Annotated in this window: 13 protein-coding genes and 1 tRNA gene; 10 read left to right on the top strand and 4 right to left on the bottom strand. The window is 66.1% G+C overall.

Annotated features, from left to right (window positions below):
• Window positions 1-160 precede the first annotated feature (160 nt).
• Together ispD and LNV28_RS18620 are read left to right on the top strand one after the other, a co-directional pair.
• On the top strand, window positions 161-871 hold the full coding sequence (gene ispD / locus LNV28_RS18625) for a 2-C-methyl-D-erythritol 4-phosphate cytidylyltransferase (RefSeq protein WP_263519222.1): 711 nt from the start codon (window positions 161-163) through the stop codon (window positions 869-871).
• A gap of 158 nt (window positions 872-1,029) precedes the next feature.
• Entirely contained in the window at window positions 1,030-1,773 is a 744-nt protein-coding gene (locus LNV28_RS18620; protein WP_263519223.1) for a helix-turn-helix domain-containing protein, read from the top strand.
• 26 nt (window positions 1,774-1,799) lie between these two features.
• Here the strand turns inward: LNV28_RS18620 and LNV28_RS18615 are convergent, their stop codons facing one another.
• The gene (locus LNV28_RS18615) at window positions 1,800-4,088 is read right to left on the bottom strand and encodes a patatin-like phospholipase family protein (protein WP_263519224.1); all 2,289 of its coding nucleotides are present in this window, start codon (window positions 4,086-4,088) and stop codon (window positions 1,800-1,802) included.
• Window positions 4,089-4,213: 125 nt separating this feature from the next.
• On the opposite strand from LNV28_RS18615, the gene ispF reads away from it, so the two are divergent.
• Window positions 4,214-4,738 carry a 2-C-methyl-D-erythritol 2,4-cyclodiphosphate synthase gene (gene ispF / locus LNV28_RS18610; protein WP_263519225.1) on the top strand — a complete coding sequence of 175 codons (525 nt, stop codon included), beginning with the start codon at window positions 4,214-4,216 and terminating at the stop codon, window positions 4,736-4,738.
• Between the two features lie 7 nt (window positions 4,739-4,745).
• On the opposite strand, the gene LNV28_RS18605 is transcribed toward ispF, so the two are convergent.
• The gene (locus LNV28_RS18605; protein WP_263519226.1) at window positions 4,746-6,089 is read right to left on the bottom strand and encodes an ATP-binding protein; all 1,344 of its coding nucleotides are present in this window, start codon (window positions 6,087-6,089) and stop codon (window positions 4,746-4,748) included.
• Window positions 6,090-6,824: an osmolarity response regulator transcription factor OmpR gene (gene ompR, locus LNV28_RS18600; protein WP_263519227.1), complete on the bottom strand. Its 735-nt coding sequence runs from the start codon at window positions 6,822-6,824 to the stop codon at window positions 6,090-6,092. It abuts the gene before it with no gap.
• 186 nt (window positions 6,825-7,010) lie between these two features.
• Here ompR and LNV28_RS18595 point away from each other — a divergent pair, with 186 nt between their 5' ends.
• Window positions 7,011-7,748, top strand: coding sequence for an SIMPL domain-containing protein (locus LNV28_RS18595; RefSeq protein ID WP_263519228.1), 738 nt, complete (start codon window positions 7,011-7,013; stop codon window positions 7,746-7,748).
• Between the two features lie 28 nt (window positions 7,749-7,776).
• On the opposite strand, the gene LNV28_RS18590 is transcribed toward LNV28_RS18595, so the two are convergent.
• Window positions 7,777-8,559 (bottom strand): 3-hydroxybutyrate dehydrogenase, encoded by a 783-nt coding sequence (locus LNV28_RS18590; RefSeq protein ID WP_318013877.1) that lies wholly within the window; start codon window positions 8,557-8,559, stop codon window positions 7,777-7,779.
• A gap of 158 nt (window positions 8,560-8,717) precedes the next feature.
• On the opposite strand from LNV28_RS18590, the gene LNV28_RS18585 reads away from it, so the two are divergent.
• The 6 genes from LNV28_RS18585 (at window position 8,718) to rimO (ending at window position 15,434) form a co-directional block, all read left to right on the top strand.
• Window positions 8,718-9,602, top strand: coding sequence for an alpha/beta fold hydrolase (locus LNV28_RS18585; protein WP_263519229.1), 885 nt, complete (start codon window positions 8,718-8,720; stop codon window positions 9,600-9,602).
• On the top strand, window positions 9,599-11,881 hold the full coding sequence (locus tag LNV28_RS18580; protein ID WP_263519230.1) for a RelA/SpoT family protein: 2,283 nt from the start codon (window positions 9,599-9,601) through the stop codon (window positions 11,879-11,881). The genes LNV28_RS18585 and LNV28_RS18580 overlap by 4 nt, the downstream gene beginning before the upstream one ends.
• A gap of 61 nt (window positions 11,882-11,942) precedes the next feature.
• Window positions 11,943-12,019 (top strand) — tRNA-Val (locus tag LNV28_RS18575).
• A 207-nt stretch (window positions 12,020-12,226) separates the two neighbouring features.
• A complete protein-coding gene (locus LNV28_RS18570; protein WP_263569027.1) occupies window positions 12,227-13,315 on the top strand; it encodes an adenylate/guanylate cyclase domain-containing protein in 1,089 nt (362 codons plus the stop codon).
• Window positions 13,316-13,402: 87 nt separating this feature from the next.
• A complete protein-coding gene (gene phaR / locus LNV28_RS18565) occupies window positions 13,403-13,969 on the top strand; it encodes a polyhydroxyalkanoate synthesis repressor PhaR (protein WP_263519232.1) in 567 nt (188 codons plus the stop codon).
• A gap of 43 nt (window positions 13,970-14,012) precedes the next feature.
• On the top strand, window positions 14,013-15,434 hold the full coding sequence (gene rimO, locus LNV28_RS18560) for a 30S ribosomal protein S12 methylthiotransferase RimO (RefSeq protein WP_263519233.1): 1,422 nt from the start codon (window positions 14,013-14,015) through the stop codon (window positions 15,432-15,434).
• The last annotated feature ends 35 nt before the right edge of the window (window positions 15,435-15,469 follow it).

The raw sequence follows: 15,469 nt of genomic DNA, 5'->3' as shown, positions 1-15,469 counted from the left end.
CTGGCTTCCAAGAGCTGTTGCCTTGTGAATCAAGCACTTGAAGGCGCGGACGCGGCGGCGGCAGTGTCCGCGGACAGTCAGGTGGACAGAAGCGTGGACAGTCCGCCGGACAGTCGCCGGTCAGCGTGACCCGGTGGTGCCCCCCCCTAGAATCCGCGCCATGAGCAATTTCCCCATCGGGCTGCAGCCGCGCTGCTTCGCCCTGGTGCCGGCCGCCGGCATCGGCGCCCGTTCCGGCGCGGCCGGCCCCAAGCAATACGTGCCGCTGGCCGGTCGGCCCATGATGGCCCACACCCTGGAGGCCTTGGCCCAGGTGGCGGCGCTGGAAGCCACCTTGGTGGTGCTGGCGCCCGAAGACGATCAGTTCGAGGCTGCCATCCCCGAGTTCCAGGGCGAGCGTGCCTGGCTGGCCCGGGTCGGTGGTGCCAGCCGTGCCGAGACCGTCAGCGCCGGCCTGACCGAGCTGATGGCGCGCGGCGCCCAGGCCCATGACTGGGTGTTGGTGCACGACGCAGCGCGCTGCCTGATCCGCCCGGAATGGGTGCTGCGCCTGATCGAAGCCTGCGCCGAAGACGAGGTGGGTGGCCTGCTGGCCCTGCCCTTGGCCGACACCCTCAAGCAAGCCGAGGCCGGCCGCGTCGCCGCCACTGTGGACCGGCGTCACAAATGGGCCGCCCAGACGCCCCAGATGTTCCGCCTCGGCCTGCTGAAACCCGCGCTGATGATGGCCGGCGATTCGGTCACCGACGAGGCCAGTGCCGTCGAGGCGCTCGGTCATGCGCCGCTGCTGGTCGAGAGCCCGATGGAGAACTTCAAGGTCACGTGGCCGGCGGATTTCGCCCTCGCCGAGCGCCTGCTGAAGAGCCGCTGAGACCGTCCTGCAAGCCTGTATCGCAACGGGCCGCAGTTCGTCGAGCCAGGCTGCAGTTCATGCCGAGGATTCGTAAAACTGAACTTTCATTGTTGAATTTTGTAATTTGGTATTACGATGCGCTACCAAATTGAGTTCAGCGAGAGGAGAGTTCCACCATGAGCAGCCCCGAAGTCCTGATCCAGGTTTTGCGCAGCGAAATGCGCGCCGCCGGCATCACCTACAAGCAGCTGGGCCAGCGCCTGGAGATGAGCGAGTCCAGCATGAAGCGCATGTTCTCCCAAGGGGACATGAGCTTGTCGCGGCTGGCGCAGATCTGCAAGGCGGTTGGCGTGGCCATGGAGGATGTGCTGCGCCAGGCCGCCGATGCCACGCCACACGCCGACACGCTGACGCTGGCGCAGGAACGCTCCTTGGTCAGCGACCCCAAGCTCTTGCTGGTGGCCATCTGCTGCCTCGGGCATTGGACGCTGGAGCAGATCGTCGAGACCTACACGATCAGCGAGACCGATTGCATCCGCTACCTGGTCAAGCTCGACCGCCTGGAGCTGATCGAGCTCAAGCCGCTGAATCGCTATCGCATGCGGGTGTCGATCGCCTTCCACTGGCTGCCCGACGGCCCGGTGCAGAACTTCTTCCGCAAGTACGTGGTCAACGACTACTTTGCCGGCCGCTTTGACGGCACGGGCGAGGCTTTGCTTTGTGTGCATGGCCGCCTGTCCAACCCGAGCGCTCAGGAATTGGTGCAGAAGATCCGCCAACTGGCCGCTGACTTGGCGCGTTTGCACCAGGACGATCAGCGCCTGCAAGCCAGTGAGCGGGACGGCTTCACCCTGCTGCTGGGCCTGCGCTCCTGGGAGTTCGAGCAGTTCACGGCCATGCGCCGCAGCAAGAACGCCTGAAGGCCGGCGAGCTCAGTGTGCCCGCGCTACCAGGTCGGGCCTAGGAAGAGGTAGGCCGAGGTGTCGCCGCGGCGGGTGCTGCCGGCCCCCAGATAGAAGGGGCCGAAGCGGGTGTCGAAAGCAAGGAAGGCGCTGCCCGCCAGCTTCAGCTGCTCGCGCTCAAAGGATTCACGGTCCCGGATGATGCCGCCCAGCTCCAGCGACATGCCGGCGCGGATGGCGCCGCCCAGCCCGATCGGCATGTCGCCAATGCGGCGCGCCATCACCAAGCGGGCGAAGCCGACGGTGCGGCCGCTGAGCGAGTTCTCCGTGGTGCCCGACAGGCGCAAGAATCCGCCCAGGCTGCCGCCGGTGTTGCCCAGTGCCGCGTGGCTCCACTCGGTGTAGAGATGGCCGGCCCAGCGGCCGGCGCGGAAGGCGGCCATGCCGATGGCGTCGAAATTCAGATAGTCGCTGCCGCTGTCGGACCTGACGTACTGGGCGCGTGTGCCGAGCAGGTAGCCGCGGCTCGGAAATGCCAGGGAATCGAGGGTGTCGGCTCGCAGCTGCAGGAAGCTGGCGCGGAAGCCGTTTCGCTCGAGGGTCCGTTCGTCCGGCTCAGGGATCAGCACCTTGCTGCTGCCGGAGACCCGTGCCACGCCGAAGCGCACATCGCCCCAGTTGGACAGGCGCCGGCCAAAGGCGATCTGGGATTGCGTCTGCTCGTTGCTGATCCGCATGCGGCGCCTGCCATTGATGTCGTGCAGGTCTCCATTGCTCGCGCCCAGCTCCACACTCATGTCGACATACCAAGGCGAGCCGGCGCCCAGGGGCTGGATCAAGTCCAGCGACAGGCCGCGATCCTCGCCAAGACTGGCATAGCTGCGCAATTCGGCACCCCAGCGGTTGAGCCAGGTGCTGACATGCATGGCGCTGATGCTGAAGCGGTTGGTGTCACCGAAATTGCTTTGCAGGGCCAGGCCGAAGCGCAGGCGGTTGTGGGCCCATTCAGCTTCTTGCACATGCAGGGTCAGGTGGCGCTGGTCGCCTTGGTCGCTGATCTGGGCGTCGATGCGCTCGAAATCGCCCAGACCGTAAAGGGCGGCCGTGGCGCGCTTGATGTCCTCGGGGCCGGTGAGCTTGCCAAGCTGGAGGCCCAGCTCTTCGCGCAAGGCCTTGGGGTTGCTGCGCTGTGTGCCTTCGATCTTCAGGCTGGCCAGGGGCAGGGCCATCTGCGACAGGGGTTCGGGTTCGCGCAGGCGCAGGCGCTCGAAGCTGGCGTACTGCGCGTCGTCCACGGCCAAGCCGAGCAGGCGCTCCTGGGCGGCCAGGGCCGAGCGCTGGCCCGAGGCCATGGCTTCGCTAAAACGGTCGAAGTCCATGAAGCCGATATTGCCGAGATCGGGGTCGATCAGCACATCCACGCTCTTGAGTTCGCGCAGGGAATGGGCCACGTTCTGGTTGGTCAGAATCTGCAGCATCTGGTTGGCCACGCCAACAGCGCTCGTGATCTCGCGCTCCTCCAGCAGGGGCGAGCCGACGTTGACGGCAATGATCAGTTCCGCCCCCATTTTGCGGGCGATGTCCACGCCCAGATTGCGCACCAAGCCTCCGTCCACCACCGCGCGGCCATTGACCCGCACCGGCGAGAACACGCCGGGCACGGCCATGGAAGCGCGCAGAGCCAGGAACAGCGGCGTGTCCACCATCTCGACCAGGTCGCCATTGAGCAGGTCGGTGGCCAGGGCGCGGAAGGGCAGGCGCAGGCGATTGATGGGGGTTTCGGCCTGCTCGCCGCGCACCAGGCTTTCCAATGCGGCTTCCAGCGCGCTGTTGCCCGCCGCGGATGGGGGCAAGGTGGTGCGACCGCCGCGCGGGTCAACGCCGAGTTCTAGGCGGGACGGAATCAACTGATCCTCTTCACGGCGCCGGTAGCTGAGGTTCTGGCGTGGCGGCCGGTCGGCCAGCACGGCGGGCCAGTCGGTGTGCTGGACGAACTCCTCCAGCTCTTCAATGCTGCGGCCCGAGGCATAGGCGCCGCCGACCACGGCGCCCATGCTGGTGCCGACCACCAGGTCGACCGGGATCTTGAGCTGCTTCAGCACCTTGAGCACGCCGATATGGGCCAGGCCGCGCACGCCGCCGCCCGAGAGCACCAGGCCGATCTTGGGCCGTTGGCCGTCGGCGTTCACCAGCAAGCTGGGCTGCTGCGGGTCGCCGGGTAGCACGGTCTGGGCCCAGGCGCCACCGCCGCTCAGGAGGACGCACAGGAAGGCGCAACCGGATGCCAAGTTCAGGCGGAGCAAACGGCGGAGCAAACGGGGGAGCAAGGGCATGGGCAGCGGTGCAAAAGTGGCGAGGCAGAGCAGGCGGACAGGTCGCCACGATAGCGCGTTCGAGGCTGGCGATACGCTAAGCTGCGCCGCATTGGAACTCCTGGCCGCCACTGCGCCCACTCGTCATGCCCCTGAACGACCCCGCCCCCGCTCCTTCAAACCCTTGGCCAGCGCTGCGCATCGGCGAGGGTTGGGACACCCATGCCCTGGTCGAAGGCCGGCCCTTGGTGCTGGGCGGTGTGACCATTCCACACAGCCACGGCCTGCTCGGCCATTCGGATGCTGACGCCCTGGCGCATGCCATCACCGACGCCTTGCTGGGCGCTGCCGCTCTGGGCGATATCGGCAAGCTCTTCCCGGACACTGCGGTGGAATTCAAGGGCGCCGATTCCATGGTGCTGCTGGCCGAAGCCTACCGACAGGTGAAGGCCGCCGGCTGGCAGATCGTCAACCTGGACAGCACCATCGTCGCGCAGGCGCCCAAGATGGCCCCGCACATCCTGGCCATGCGCAGCCGCCTGGCCGAGGTGCTGGGCATCGAGGTTGCACGGGTCAATGTGAAGGCCAAGACGGCCGAGAAAATGGGCCCGGTGGGCGAGGGCAAGGCGATCGAGACGCGGGCGGTCTGTCTGCTGATGGCCCTGGCCTGAAGGGGCTTCAGTTCGCGCGCTGGAGCCTAATCAGGGTCTGCAGGCCGCCGTCGACGGCATTGCCGATGCGCAATTGCCCGCCCAGGCGCAGCACCGATTTCTCGACGATGGCCAGACCCAGGCCGGCGCCATTGGCGGCCGTGCGTGCCGCGTCGCCCCGGAAGAAGGGTGTGGTCAGGCGGGTCAGCATCTCGGCCGGCACGCCCGGGCCGTGGTCACGTACCTGCAGCGTGACCCAGGGGCCGCTCTGGGTGCAAGTCACCTCCACCAAGGCCGCCACATCGGGGGCGTGGCCGTAGCGTCGGGCGTTCTCGAACAGGTTGAGCAGCACCCGGGCCAACTCCGTTTCGTCGGCCCAGACCTTGGTGCCCGAGGGCAGGGCCACGGCGATTCGGATCTGCTCCGGCCAGCGGAAAGCCTGGGCTTCGCGCTCGACCAGGGCGGCCAGCTCCAGGGGCTCGCGCCGCAGCTCGTTGGGCCGGGCGTAGTCCATGAATTTGTGAATGATGGCATCGAGCTGGTCGATGTCCTGGGCCATGAATTGGCGCGCTTGCTCGTCGGGCACGCTCATCTCGGCCTCCAGGCGCAGCCGGGCCAGGGGTGTGCGCAGGTCGTGCGAGATGCCGGCCAGCATCACGGCGCGGTCTTCCTCGACCTTGGCCAGCTCGCGCGCCATGCGGTTGAAGCCGGTGTTGACGTCGCGGATCTCGCTGGTGCGGGTGGTTTCGTCCAGGCGGGAGTCGTACTCGCCCTCGCGGATGCGGTGGGCCGCCTCGCTGAGCGCGCGCAGGGGCTGGTTGATCAAGCGGGTGATGGCAGCAGAACCAAGCACGCTGGCGATCAATGCGATCACCAGCCACCAGCCCTTGCCCGAGAGGCTGACCGAGACCGGCGCCGCGCTGGTCTGCAGCCAGTAGGCATCCGGGCCGATGCTGAAGCGAACCCACAGGCCGGCTTCGTCGTTGACGCTGCGTGCCACCACGGTGTTTGGCCCCAGGCTCTGGCGCAGCTCGGCGGCCAGGCGCGTGGCGAAGGTGTTGATGTCATAGGCCAGCCAGCGGTCGGTCTCCTCCGCCACCCGCACCTTGACGGTGTTGCTGCGCGCCAGGGACTTGAGTGTGGTGACGCGGTTGATGGCGTCGCTGCCTTCCAGCGCCACCCGGCTCAGATTGACCAAGCCGGCCAGCTGCTGGGCGGCCTGCAAAGCCCGGGGCTCGGCCTCCAGCACCTTGAAGGTCTGCTGCCAAGCCAGCACGCCGCCGGCCAGCAGCAGGGCCAGCAGGGCGAAGGTGCGCCAGAACAGGTTCAGTGCGAACTCCGGCCTTGGCATGGAAGCGGAGGCGATCGGCACTCAGCTGGCTTCGTCAGGCACAAACACATAACCGACGCCCCAGACGGTCTGGATGTAGCGGGGTTGGGTCGGGTCGGTTTCTAGCAGCTTGCGCAGGCGCGAGATCTGCACGTCCAGACTGCGGTCAAAAGGCTCGAAATCGCGGCCGCGCGCCAACTGGGCCAGCTTGTCGCGCGACAGTGGCTGGCGCGGGTGCCGCACCAGGGCCTTGAGCATGGAGAATTCCCCGGTGGTCAGGGGCAGCACCTCGCCGCCTCGGGCCAGGCGACGCTGCGCGAGATCGAACTCGAAGGGGCCGAAGGTCACCGTCATCGGTTCCTTGGACGGTGCGCCGGGCGCCTCCAGGGCCGGACGGCGACGCAGCACGGCATTGATCCGGGCCAGCAGCTCGCGCGGGTTGAAGGGCTTGGCCAGGTAGTCGTCGGCGCCAACTTCCAGGCCGACGATGCGGTCCACCTCTTCGACCTTGGCGGTCAGCATGATGATGGGGGTGTTGTCGCTGGCCGCGCGCAGGCGTCGGCAGATGGTCAGGCCGTCTTCGCCGGGCAGCATCAGGTCGAGCACGATCAGGTCCACGGTTTCGCGGGTCAGGTGCTTGTTGAGGGCGCGGCTGTCTTCGGCCAGCAGCACCTCGAAACCTTCCTGGGTCAGGTAGCGGCGCAGCAGTTCACGGATGCGGGCGTCATCGTCGACGACCAAGATGCGGTTGGGCCTGGGGTTGCTGGTGCTGGTCATGGCCGGGTCCTGAGTGCTTTGAATTTGTAACAGAGCCATTGTCAGCCGGTTTTTCGCACTTGCAGCTCGGCGGTGACCAGCGTTACAGCTCGTTAACAATTTTCCGGCCATCGGCCTTGCAAGCTTGAGCGTTGTGACCAGCTAAGCTGTTCCGGCTTGCCATGCCCCACAAGGAGAACCCGCATCATGAAGAAGCACAAGACCCGCAAGATCCTCGCCGCCGCCCTCGGCGGCTTGCTGCTGCAGGCCGGCGCCCAGGCGGCCCCCGGCGACCAGTTGCCGCGCGACCGACTCAATCTCTCGGCCACGGCCAGTGTCGAGGTGACCCGCGATGTGCTGGGCGTGGTCTTCAGCACCAGCAAAGAGGGCAGCGACGCCGGCGCCGTGCAGCAAGCGCTGAAGCAGGCGCTGGACAGCGCCCTGGCCGAGGCGCGCAAGATCGCCAAGCCGGGCCAGGTCGAGGTGCAGACCGGCAACTTCTCGCTCTACCCGCGCTATGCGGCCAAGGGCGGCATCAATGGCTGGCAGGGCAGCGCCGAGCTGGTGGTCGAGGGGCGTGACAGCGCCGCCATCGCTCAGCTGACCGGTCGCATCGGCAGCATGAGCATCGCCCGCGTCGGCTACAGCCTGTCCAAGGCCCAGCGCGAAAAGGTCGAGGCCGATGTGGTGGCCCAGGCCATCGCGCTCTACAAGACCCGAGCGGCCGACTACGCCAAGCAGTTCGGCTACCCGGGTTTTCAGATCGGCGAGGTCAGCGTCAACACCGGCGACAACGCGGCCCAGCCCATGGCGGCACCGCAGGTCCGCTACAAGGCCATGGGCGCTTCGGCTGAGATGGCCCTGCCAGTGGAAGCCGGCCAGGCCACGGTCAGTGCCACGGTCAATGGCTCGGTCTTGCTGGTGCGCGAGGCGATTTCACGCTGAAACCTCGCCCGGGCCGGGCGCGCCGGATTTATTGCGCCGTCCAGCCGCCGTCCAGGCTCCAGGCCTGACCCTGCACATTGCTGGCCGCGCCGGAGCACAGGAAAGCGGCCAGCTCGCCCAGTTGCTCGGGCGTGGTGAACTGCAGCGAGGGCTGCTTTTCGGCCAGCAGGCGGCGCTTGGCTTCTTCGCCGTCCACGCCATCCGCCACTGCGCGGGCATCCACCTGTTTTTGCACCAAGGGGGTCAACACCCAGCCGGGGCAGATGGCATTGGCGGTGACGCCGCTGGTGGCGATTTCCAGGGCCACCGACTTGGTGAAGCCGACCAGGCCATGCTTGGCTGCCACATAGGCAGATTTCTGCGCCGAGGCCACCAGGCCATGCACCGAGGCCACATTGATGATGCGGCCCCAGCCCTTGCTCTTCATGCCGGGCAGGGCCAGGCGGGTGGTGTGAAAGGCCGAGCTCAGATTGATGGCGATGATGGCGTCCCAGCGCTCGACCGGAAAGCTCTCGACCGGCGCCACATGCTGGATGCCGGCGTTGTTGACCAGGATGTCGCAGCCGCCGAATTCGCTCTGCGCATAGGCCATCATGGCCTCGATCTCCGCGGGCTTGCTCATGTCGGCGCCGTGGTAGCCGACACGAATGCCGTGAGCCTGGCCGGCGGCCAGCACCTCGGCGCGCGGGCCTTCATGGTCGCCAAATCCGTTCAGCACGATGTTCGCGCCCTGGCGTGCCAGTACCAGCGCCATGCCCAAACCAATACCGCTGGTTGAGCCAGTAATCACGGCGCATTTGCCTTGAAGCATCAGGAATCCTTTCGAGGGTTGCTAGGATGGACTGTAGTGGGACTTGCGAAAAACCGTTCCAGCGTCGATCCGACGCCTTCTCGTACCGACGTACTGCCGGCGGCGTCATGCCTAGCTGGCACGGCTTTTCGCAAGTCCTCTTTTTTTGGATCTCAATCATGGCCGAACCACAACTGAATTTCGTGAAATGCCTGGGGCAGGGCGGACTGCACCGCATGGCCTATTGGGAGTGGCCCTGCCGCGCTGCCCTGCCGGTGGGTGAGAAGGCGCCGGTGCTGGTCTGTGTGCACGGCCTGTCGCGCCAGGGGCGGGACTTTGATGAGTTGGCGCAAGCCCTGAGCGAGCGCTACCGCGTCATCTGCCCCGATGTGGTCGGCCGCGGCCGCTCGGACTGGCTGGCACAGCCGGCCGGCTACCAGGTGCCGGCCTATGTGGCCGATATGGTGACCTTGCTGGCCAGGCTCGATGTGGAGCAGGTCGATTGGGTAGGTACCTCCATGGGTGGTTTGATTGGCATGGGCCTGGCCGCCTTGCCGGGCAGCCCGGTGCGCCGTTTGGTGCTCAACGATGTGGGGCCGACCATCCAGTTCGACGCCTTGCAGCGCATCGGCCGCTATCTGGGCCAACCGCGGCATTTCGCCAGCGTGGCGGAGGGCTCGGACTACCTGTTGAGCATCTCCGCGAGCTTCGGCCCGCACACGGCCGAACAATGGGCGGCTTTGTCTGCGCCCATGTTCAAGCCCGAGGGTGAGGGCTTCAAGCTGCACTACGACCCGCAGATCGCCCAGGCCTTCCATGCCGTGACGCCCGACTTGGCCCAGGCCGGCTCGGCGGCGCTTTGGTATGCCTTTGACGCGCTGCGCTGCCCGACGCTCTTGCTGCGCGGCGCCGAGTCGGACCTGCTCAGCACCGAGACGGCGCAGGCCATGACGCAGCGTGGCCCGCGCGCCCAGTTGCGTGAAATCGCCGGCGTCGGGCATGCGCCGACCCTGGTGCAGCCCGATCAGATTGCACTCGTGCGGGCATTTCTCGAGGCGGCATGAAAACAGGTTTGACCAGCCAGGCGCCGGCCCTGGATCAGGCGGCGCCCATCGTGGCATTGCTGGACACGCCCGTGAGCGGTCTGCCCTCCGAGGCCTTGCCCTTTGCCCGCGCCCGGGCGTTTGCTGAGCCCTTGCTGGCCGGCCAGCCCTTGGACACCGGCGAGGACGCCCTGGCCCATGCCGATGGCGTGGCCGCCATCCTGGCCGGCATCGGTGCGGCGCCGACCATGCAGGCGGCCTCCTACTTGGTCTATGCCGGCGAGTATCTGCAGAAGCCCGAGGAAATCGTCGCCAAGGCTTTCGGCGAGTCTTACGCCAGCCTGGTGCTGCACACCCGGCGTCTGGTACAGATCCAGCGCGCGGCGCGCGAGGCGCGGGTGGAGGATGAGCGCCGCGGCGAGCAGACCGAGCGCGTGCGAAAAATGCTGCTGGCCTTCTCGCGCGATCTGCGCGTGGTGCTCTTGCGCTTGGCTTCGCGCCTGCAAACTCTGCGCTACTTTGCCGCCTCCAAGCGGCCTTGCCCGGCCAATCTGGCCCAGGAAACGCAGCAGGTCTTCGCGCCCCTGGCCAACCGCCTGGGCATCTGGCAGATCAAATGGGAGCTGGAGGACTTGTCCTTCCGTTTTTCCCAGCCCGAGGCTTACCGTGAGATTGCGCGGGCTCTGGACGAAACCCGGGTGCTGCGCGAGCAAGGCATCGAGGCCACCCGCGCTGCCTTGCAGGCCGATCTGCAAGCCCATGGCTTGCAGGCCCTGGTGCAGGGCCGGCCCAAGCACCTCTACAGCATCTACAAGAAGATGCAGGGCAAGAGTCTGCAGCTGGAGCGGGTCTTCGATCTGCGCGCCCTGCGGGTGGTGGTGCCGACCGTGGCCGACTGCTATGCCGTGCTGAGTCGCTTGCATGAGCAGTTCACGCCCGTCGCCGGAGAATTTGACGACTACATCGCCCGCCCCAAGCCCAATGGTTATCAATCCCTGCACACCGTGGTTCAGGCGGCCGATGGCCGGGCCATGGAGGTGCAGATCCGCACGCATGCCATGCACGAGCATGCCGAGCATGGCGTGGCGGCGCACTGGGCTTACAAGGAAGCGGGTGCGCGCGGCTATGCCGGCGTCAGTGCTGCGGGTGAGTTCGAAGACCAGGTGGCGCAGGCGCGCAAGGCCGTGCTGCGTCAGCTGCTGGCCTGGGAGCGCGACTTTGTCGAAGGCCATCCGGAGGATGCGCGGCCTGAAGCCGGCGATGGGCAGGCTTTGTTCGATGAGCGCATCTATGTGTTCACGCCCCAGGCCACCATCATCGAGCTGAGCGCCGGCGCCACGCCGGTGGATTTCGCCTACGCCGTGCACACCGACCTGGGCCACCGCTGCCGCGGTGCCAAGGTCGATGGCGCCATGGTGCAACTGAACACGCCGCTGCAAAGCGGACAGACCGTGGAGATCACCGCGGCCAAGGAGGGCGGCCCCTCGCTGGACTGGCTCAACGCCGAGCTCGGCTACCTGCAAAGCCAGCGTTCGCGGGCCAAGGTGCGCGCCTGGTTCAATGTGCTGGCTCAGGCGCAGACGGCGGCGCGCGGCCGCGAGGCGGTGGAGAAGCTGCTGCAACGCGAAGGAAAGACGGCGGTCAAGCTGGAAGACTTGGCCGCGCGCCTGGGCTTCAAGAGCGCTGACGCTCTGTTCGAGGTGGTGGGCAAGGACGAGTACTCGTTGCGCAATATCGAGCTGCTGCTGCGCCCGCCCGTGCCCGAGCCCGACAACGATGAGCTGCTGGCCCAGCGCCGCACCAAGCCCACGCGGGGCGGCCCGCGCGGCGGCGTACTGGTGGTGGGCGTCGATTCGCTGCTGACCAATTTGGCCCGTTGCTGCCGGCCGGCGCCGCCGGATGCCATCGGCGGCTATGTCACCCGCGGCAAAGGCGTGGCCATCCATCGCCTGGATTGCAGCAATTTCCGCCAGATGGCCCAGCAGGCCGGCGAGCGGGTGATCGAAGTCGAGTGGGGTGGGGCGGCAACGGCCGGGAGCGGCGCCAAGGGGCCGGCCATGTACCCGGTCGATGTGGTGGTCGAGTCCAACGATCGCCAAGGCCTGCTGCGCGATGTGTTGGAAGTCTTCGCCAAGGAGAAGATGAACGTCATTGCCGTCAACACGCAGTCGGTCAAGTCGGCGCGCAGCGACACCGCCTGGATGAATTTCACGGTCGAAGTGGCCGACTCCGGCCGCCTGGCCCAGGTGCTGCGCAGCGTCGCCCAGGTCAGCGGCGTGAGGGTTGCGAGAAGAAAATAGAAGTTTTTTCAGCAAAGACTAGACAGACCTTAAAAACGTGGGCTATACTGCGAAGCTCTTGAGGCGCGTAGCTCAGCTGGTTAGAGCACCACCTTGACATGGTGGGGGTCGTTGGTTCGAGTCCAATCGCGCCTACCAAAATACGTAAGTAAGACGGTAGGCGTTACTCTCAAGTAACGTTGTTGCAGAAGCCCGGTAGATCCCAGATCTCCCGGGTTTTTTGCTTTTCGGGCCCGGCATCTGCGTGTCGCCTGGCTTGGGTCTGAAGATGTGCGGCGAGCTGTGCTCAAATGCGGCGCCGCCCCAGTGTCTTCACTGCCCTTGCTCCTCTATCGCCGTATCCCGATGACTTCCGCGGACCACCCCAGTCGCCTTGACCAGCTGGATCAGCTGAGCATGACGGAAATCCTGCGTTGGCAGGCCCGGCTGGAGCAGGAGCTCAAGCGTCGCTTTGAGCTCAGCCTGGCGCTTTTGTTTTCCGACATGGTCGGTTCCTCGAGCTATTTCCAGCGCTTTGGCGATGCGGCAGGGCGCCAGCTGCAGCAGATCCACCAAGATCTCTTGCAGGCCGCCGCAAGTCAGCATGGCGGGCGCGTGGTCGATACCGCCGGGGACGGCGTCTTCCTGGTCTTTTCCGACAGCGCACAGGCCTTGGCCGCGGTGCAGCAGGTGCAGGCGCAACTCAGTGAGCGCAATCTCGCCCGTGCCCGGCCGCATCAGTTGCAGCTGCGCATGGGCCTGCATTGGGGGCGTGTGCTCAGCGACGGCCAGTCGGTGTCCGGCGAGGCCGTCAATTTTTGTGCGCGGATGCTGGCTTCGGGAGAGCCGGGCGAGGTGCGCCTGAGTCGTGAGGCCTTTCAGGAGTTGCCCGCGGCCTGGCGCGTGCAATGCCGGCCGCTGGCGCCGACCCTGCTCAAGGACGTGGCCGGCGCGGTCGAGCTGATGGCTTTTGATTGGCGCGATCGAAGCATTTTTCCTACCCATGTCTTGATCGGGGACGCCAAGGAACCGCAGGCCCTGCCACTGCTGGACATCATCAGCTTTGGTCGACTGCGCGAGCATGAGGGTGTGCCGGCCAATGATGTGGTGCTCTCCCATGTTGATCCGATGCAAGCCTTGCAGATCAGCCGCTGGCATTTCGAGCTGCGCCGCGGGGCGCAGAGCATGGTTCTGAGGGCCTTGTCTGACAGCGTCACCTTGGTCGACGGCCAGCCGGCGCCCAAAGGGCAGGATCTGCCGGTGCGGGTCGGTTGCCGCATTGACGTGGCCCATGCCCTCAGCCTGCGCCTGTTGGCGCCTTTGCCCTGTCATGCGCCCGATGCCGACCAGACCCTGGTCAGCCTGAGTCGCGCCCGGCTCGATCTCGCGGCCGTGGCCGCCGCCGGCCCGCTTCCGGGGGAAATCCCCGCCGGTTTGCAGCGCCCGGGCTCCTAGAATATTGCTGCACCTGCACAACACTCTGTGCCGGTCGGACAAGGAGCATCCATGGTGACGGCCCGCAGAGGCAGCAAGGCAGCAGGCATGGGGTCATCCCCGGCTGGCGACAGTGATGAAGCACAAGCGCCCGCCGTGCGCGTGCTCAAGAAGTACCCGAACCGCCGTCTCTATGACACCCAGACCAGCAGCTACATCACGCTGGCCGATGTCAAGAAGATGGTGCTGGATGGCCAGACCTTCGAGGTGCGCGATGCCAAGACGGGCGAAGACCTGACGCGCAGCATCCTGCTGCAGATCATTCTGGAAGAGGAAACCGGCGGCGTGCCCATGTTCAGCACCGCCTCGCTGGAACAGATCATTCGTTTTTACGGCCATGCCATGCAGGGCGTGATGGGCGACTATCTGGAGAAGAATGTTCAGACCTTTGGTGCTTTGCAAAGCAAGTTTGCCGAGCAAAGCCAGGGTCTGGCCTTCAGTCCTGAGCTCTGGACCCAGTTTCTCGGCGCCCAGGCGCCGGTGATGCAGAACCTGATGGGCGGCTATGTCGAGCAGAGCAAGAATCTGATTGAGCAGATGCAGGAGCAGATCAAGCAGGCCGGTGCCATGTTTCCGGTGATGCCGGGAATGCCCGGCTTTGGCGGCAAGAAGTAGGGCGCAGGCCGATGCCGGCGGCCGGCTCAGGCAAAATCGGGGGATGAGCGAAACCATCACCCCCAGCCCGGCCGCCGCGCCTGCCGCAGCCGCCCCCAAGATCGGCTTTGTGTCCTTGGGCTGTCCCAAGGCCCTGACCGATTCCGAGCTGATCCTCACCCAGCTGCGGGCCGAGGGCTATGAAACCTCCAAGACCTTTGCCGGCGCCGACCTGGTGATCGTCAACACCTGCGGCTTCATTGATGACGCCGTCAAGGAAAGCCTGGACACGATCGGCGAGGCCCTGGCCGAAAACGGCAAGGTCATCGTCACCGGTTGTCTGGGTGCCAAGGCCGGCGCCAGCAGCAGCGATGCCGGCAGCCTGGTGCGCGAAATGCACCCCAGCGTGTTGGCCGTGACCGGCCCGCATGCCACCCAAGAAGTGATGGATGCGGTGCACACCCATGTGCCCAAGCCGCACGACCCCTTCATCGACTTGGTGCCCGAGTCGCGCGGCATTGCCGGCATCAAGCTGACGCCCAAGCACTATGCCTACCTGAAGATCAGCGAGGGCTGCAACCACCGCTGTACCTTCTGCATCATCCCAAGCATGCGCGGCGATCTGGTCTCGCGCCCGGTCGGCGATGTGCTGAACGAGGCACGCGCGTTGTTCGAGTCGGGCGTGAAGGAGTTGCTGGTGGTCAGCCAGGACACCAGCGCCTACGGCGTGGACGTCAAGTACCGCACCGGCTTCTGGGACGGCAAGCCGGTCAAGACCCGCATGCTGGACCTGGTCGCGCAAATGGGCGAGTTAGCCAAGCAGCACGGCGCCTGGGTTCGCCTGCACTACGTCTATCCCTACCCGCATGTGGACGAAGTGCTGCCGCTGATGGCCGAAGGCCTGATCCTGCCCTACCTCGATGTGCCGCTGCAGCATGCCCACCCTGATGTGCTCAAGCGCATGAAGCGCCCGGCCAGCGGCGAAAAAAATATGGAGCGCATCCTGCGCTGGCGCGAAACCTGCCCGGACATTGTCATCCGCTCGACCTTCATCGCCGGCTTCCCTGGCGAGACCGAAGCGGAATTCCAGTACCTGCTGGACTTCATGAGCGAGGCTCGCATCGACCGCGCCGGCTGCTTTGCCTACTCGCCGGTGACCGGTGCCACGGCCAATGAATTGCCGGGTGCGCTGCCGGTTGAGGTGCGTGAAGAGCGCCGCGCCCGTTTCATGCAGATTGCCGAAGCCGTTTCCATCGACAAGCTGCGCGCCCGCGTCGGCGCCACCATGCAGGTGCTGGTCGATTCCGCGCCGGCTCTCGGCCGCAAGGGCGGTGTCGGCCGTACTTACGCCGACGCGCCCGAGATTGACGGCACGGTGCGCCTGTTGCCGCCCGAGAAAGCCAGCAAGACGCTCAAGGTGGGCGAGTTCACTCGAGCACGCATCGTCGCGGTTGAGGGTCATGACTTGATCGGCATGCCGATCTGAGAGCTTGGAGTTTTCTACTGCACGACAGCCATGCG

Source organism: Paucibacter sp. DJ2R-2 (genome assembly GCF_025717675.1).
In the GTDB taxonomy this organism is placed as follows: Bacteria; Pseudomonadota; Gammaproteobacteria; order Burkholderiales; family Burkholderiaceae_C; genus Paucibacter_A.
This window is presented reverse-complemented; position numbering and strand designations above follow the sequence as displayed.

Coding starts and splice junctions, on each gene's coding strand:
- ispD (WP_263519222.1), top strand. CDS start 161: ATGAGCAATTTCCCCATCGGGCTGCAGCCGCGCTGCTTCGCCCTGGTG.
- LNV28_RS18620 (WP_263519223.1), top strand. CDS start 1,030: ATGAGCAGCCCCGAAGTCCTGATCCAGGTTTTGCGCAGCGAAATGCGC.
- LNV28_RS18615 (WP_263519224.1), bottom strand. CDS start 4,088: ATGCCCTTGCTCCCCCGTTTGCTCCGCCGTTTGCTCCGCCTGAACTTG.
- ispF (WP_263519225.1), top strand. CDS start 4,214: ATGCCCCTGAACGACCCCGCCCCCGCTCCTTCAAACCCTTGGCCAGCG.
- ompR (WP_263519227.1), bottom strand. CDS start 6,824: ATGACCAGCACCAGCAACCCCAGGCCCAACCGCATCTTGGTCGTCGAC.
- LNV28_RS18595 (WP_263519228.1), top strand. CDS start 7,011: ATGAAGAAGCACAAGACCCGCAAGATCCTCGCCGCCGCCCTCGGCGGC.
- LNV28_RS18590 (WP_318013877.1), bottom strand. CDS start 8,559: ATGCTTCAAGGCAAATGCGCCGTGATTACTGGCTCAACCAGCGGTATT.
- LNV28_RS18585 (WP_263519229.1), top strand. CDS start 8,718: ATGGCCGAACCACAACTGAATTTCGTGAAATGCCTGGGGCAGGGCGGA.
- LNV28_RS18580 (WP_263519230.1), top strand. CDS start 9,599: ATGAAAACAGGTTTGACCAGCCAGGCGCCGGCCCTGGATCAGGCGGCG.
- LNV28_RS18570 (WP_263569027.1), top strand. CDS start 12,227: ATGACTTCCGCGGACCACCCCAGTCGCCTTGACCAGCTGGATCAGCTG.
- phaR (WP_263519232.1), top strand. CDS start 13,403: ATGGGGTCATCCCCGGCTGGCGACAGTGATGAAGCACAAGCGCCCGCC.
- rimO (WP_263519233.1), top strand. CDS start 14,013: ATGAGCGAAACCATCACCCCCAGCCCGGCCGCCGCGCCTGCCGCAGCC.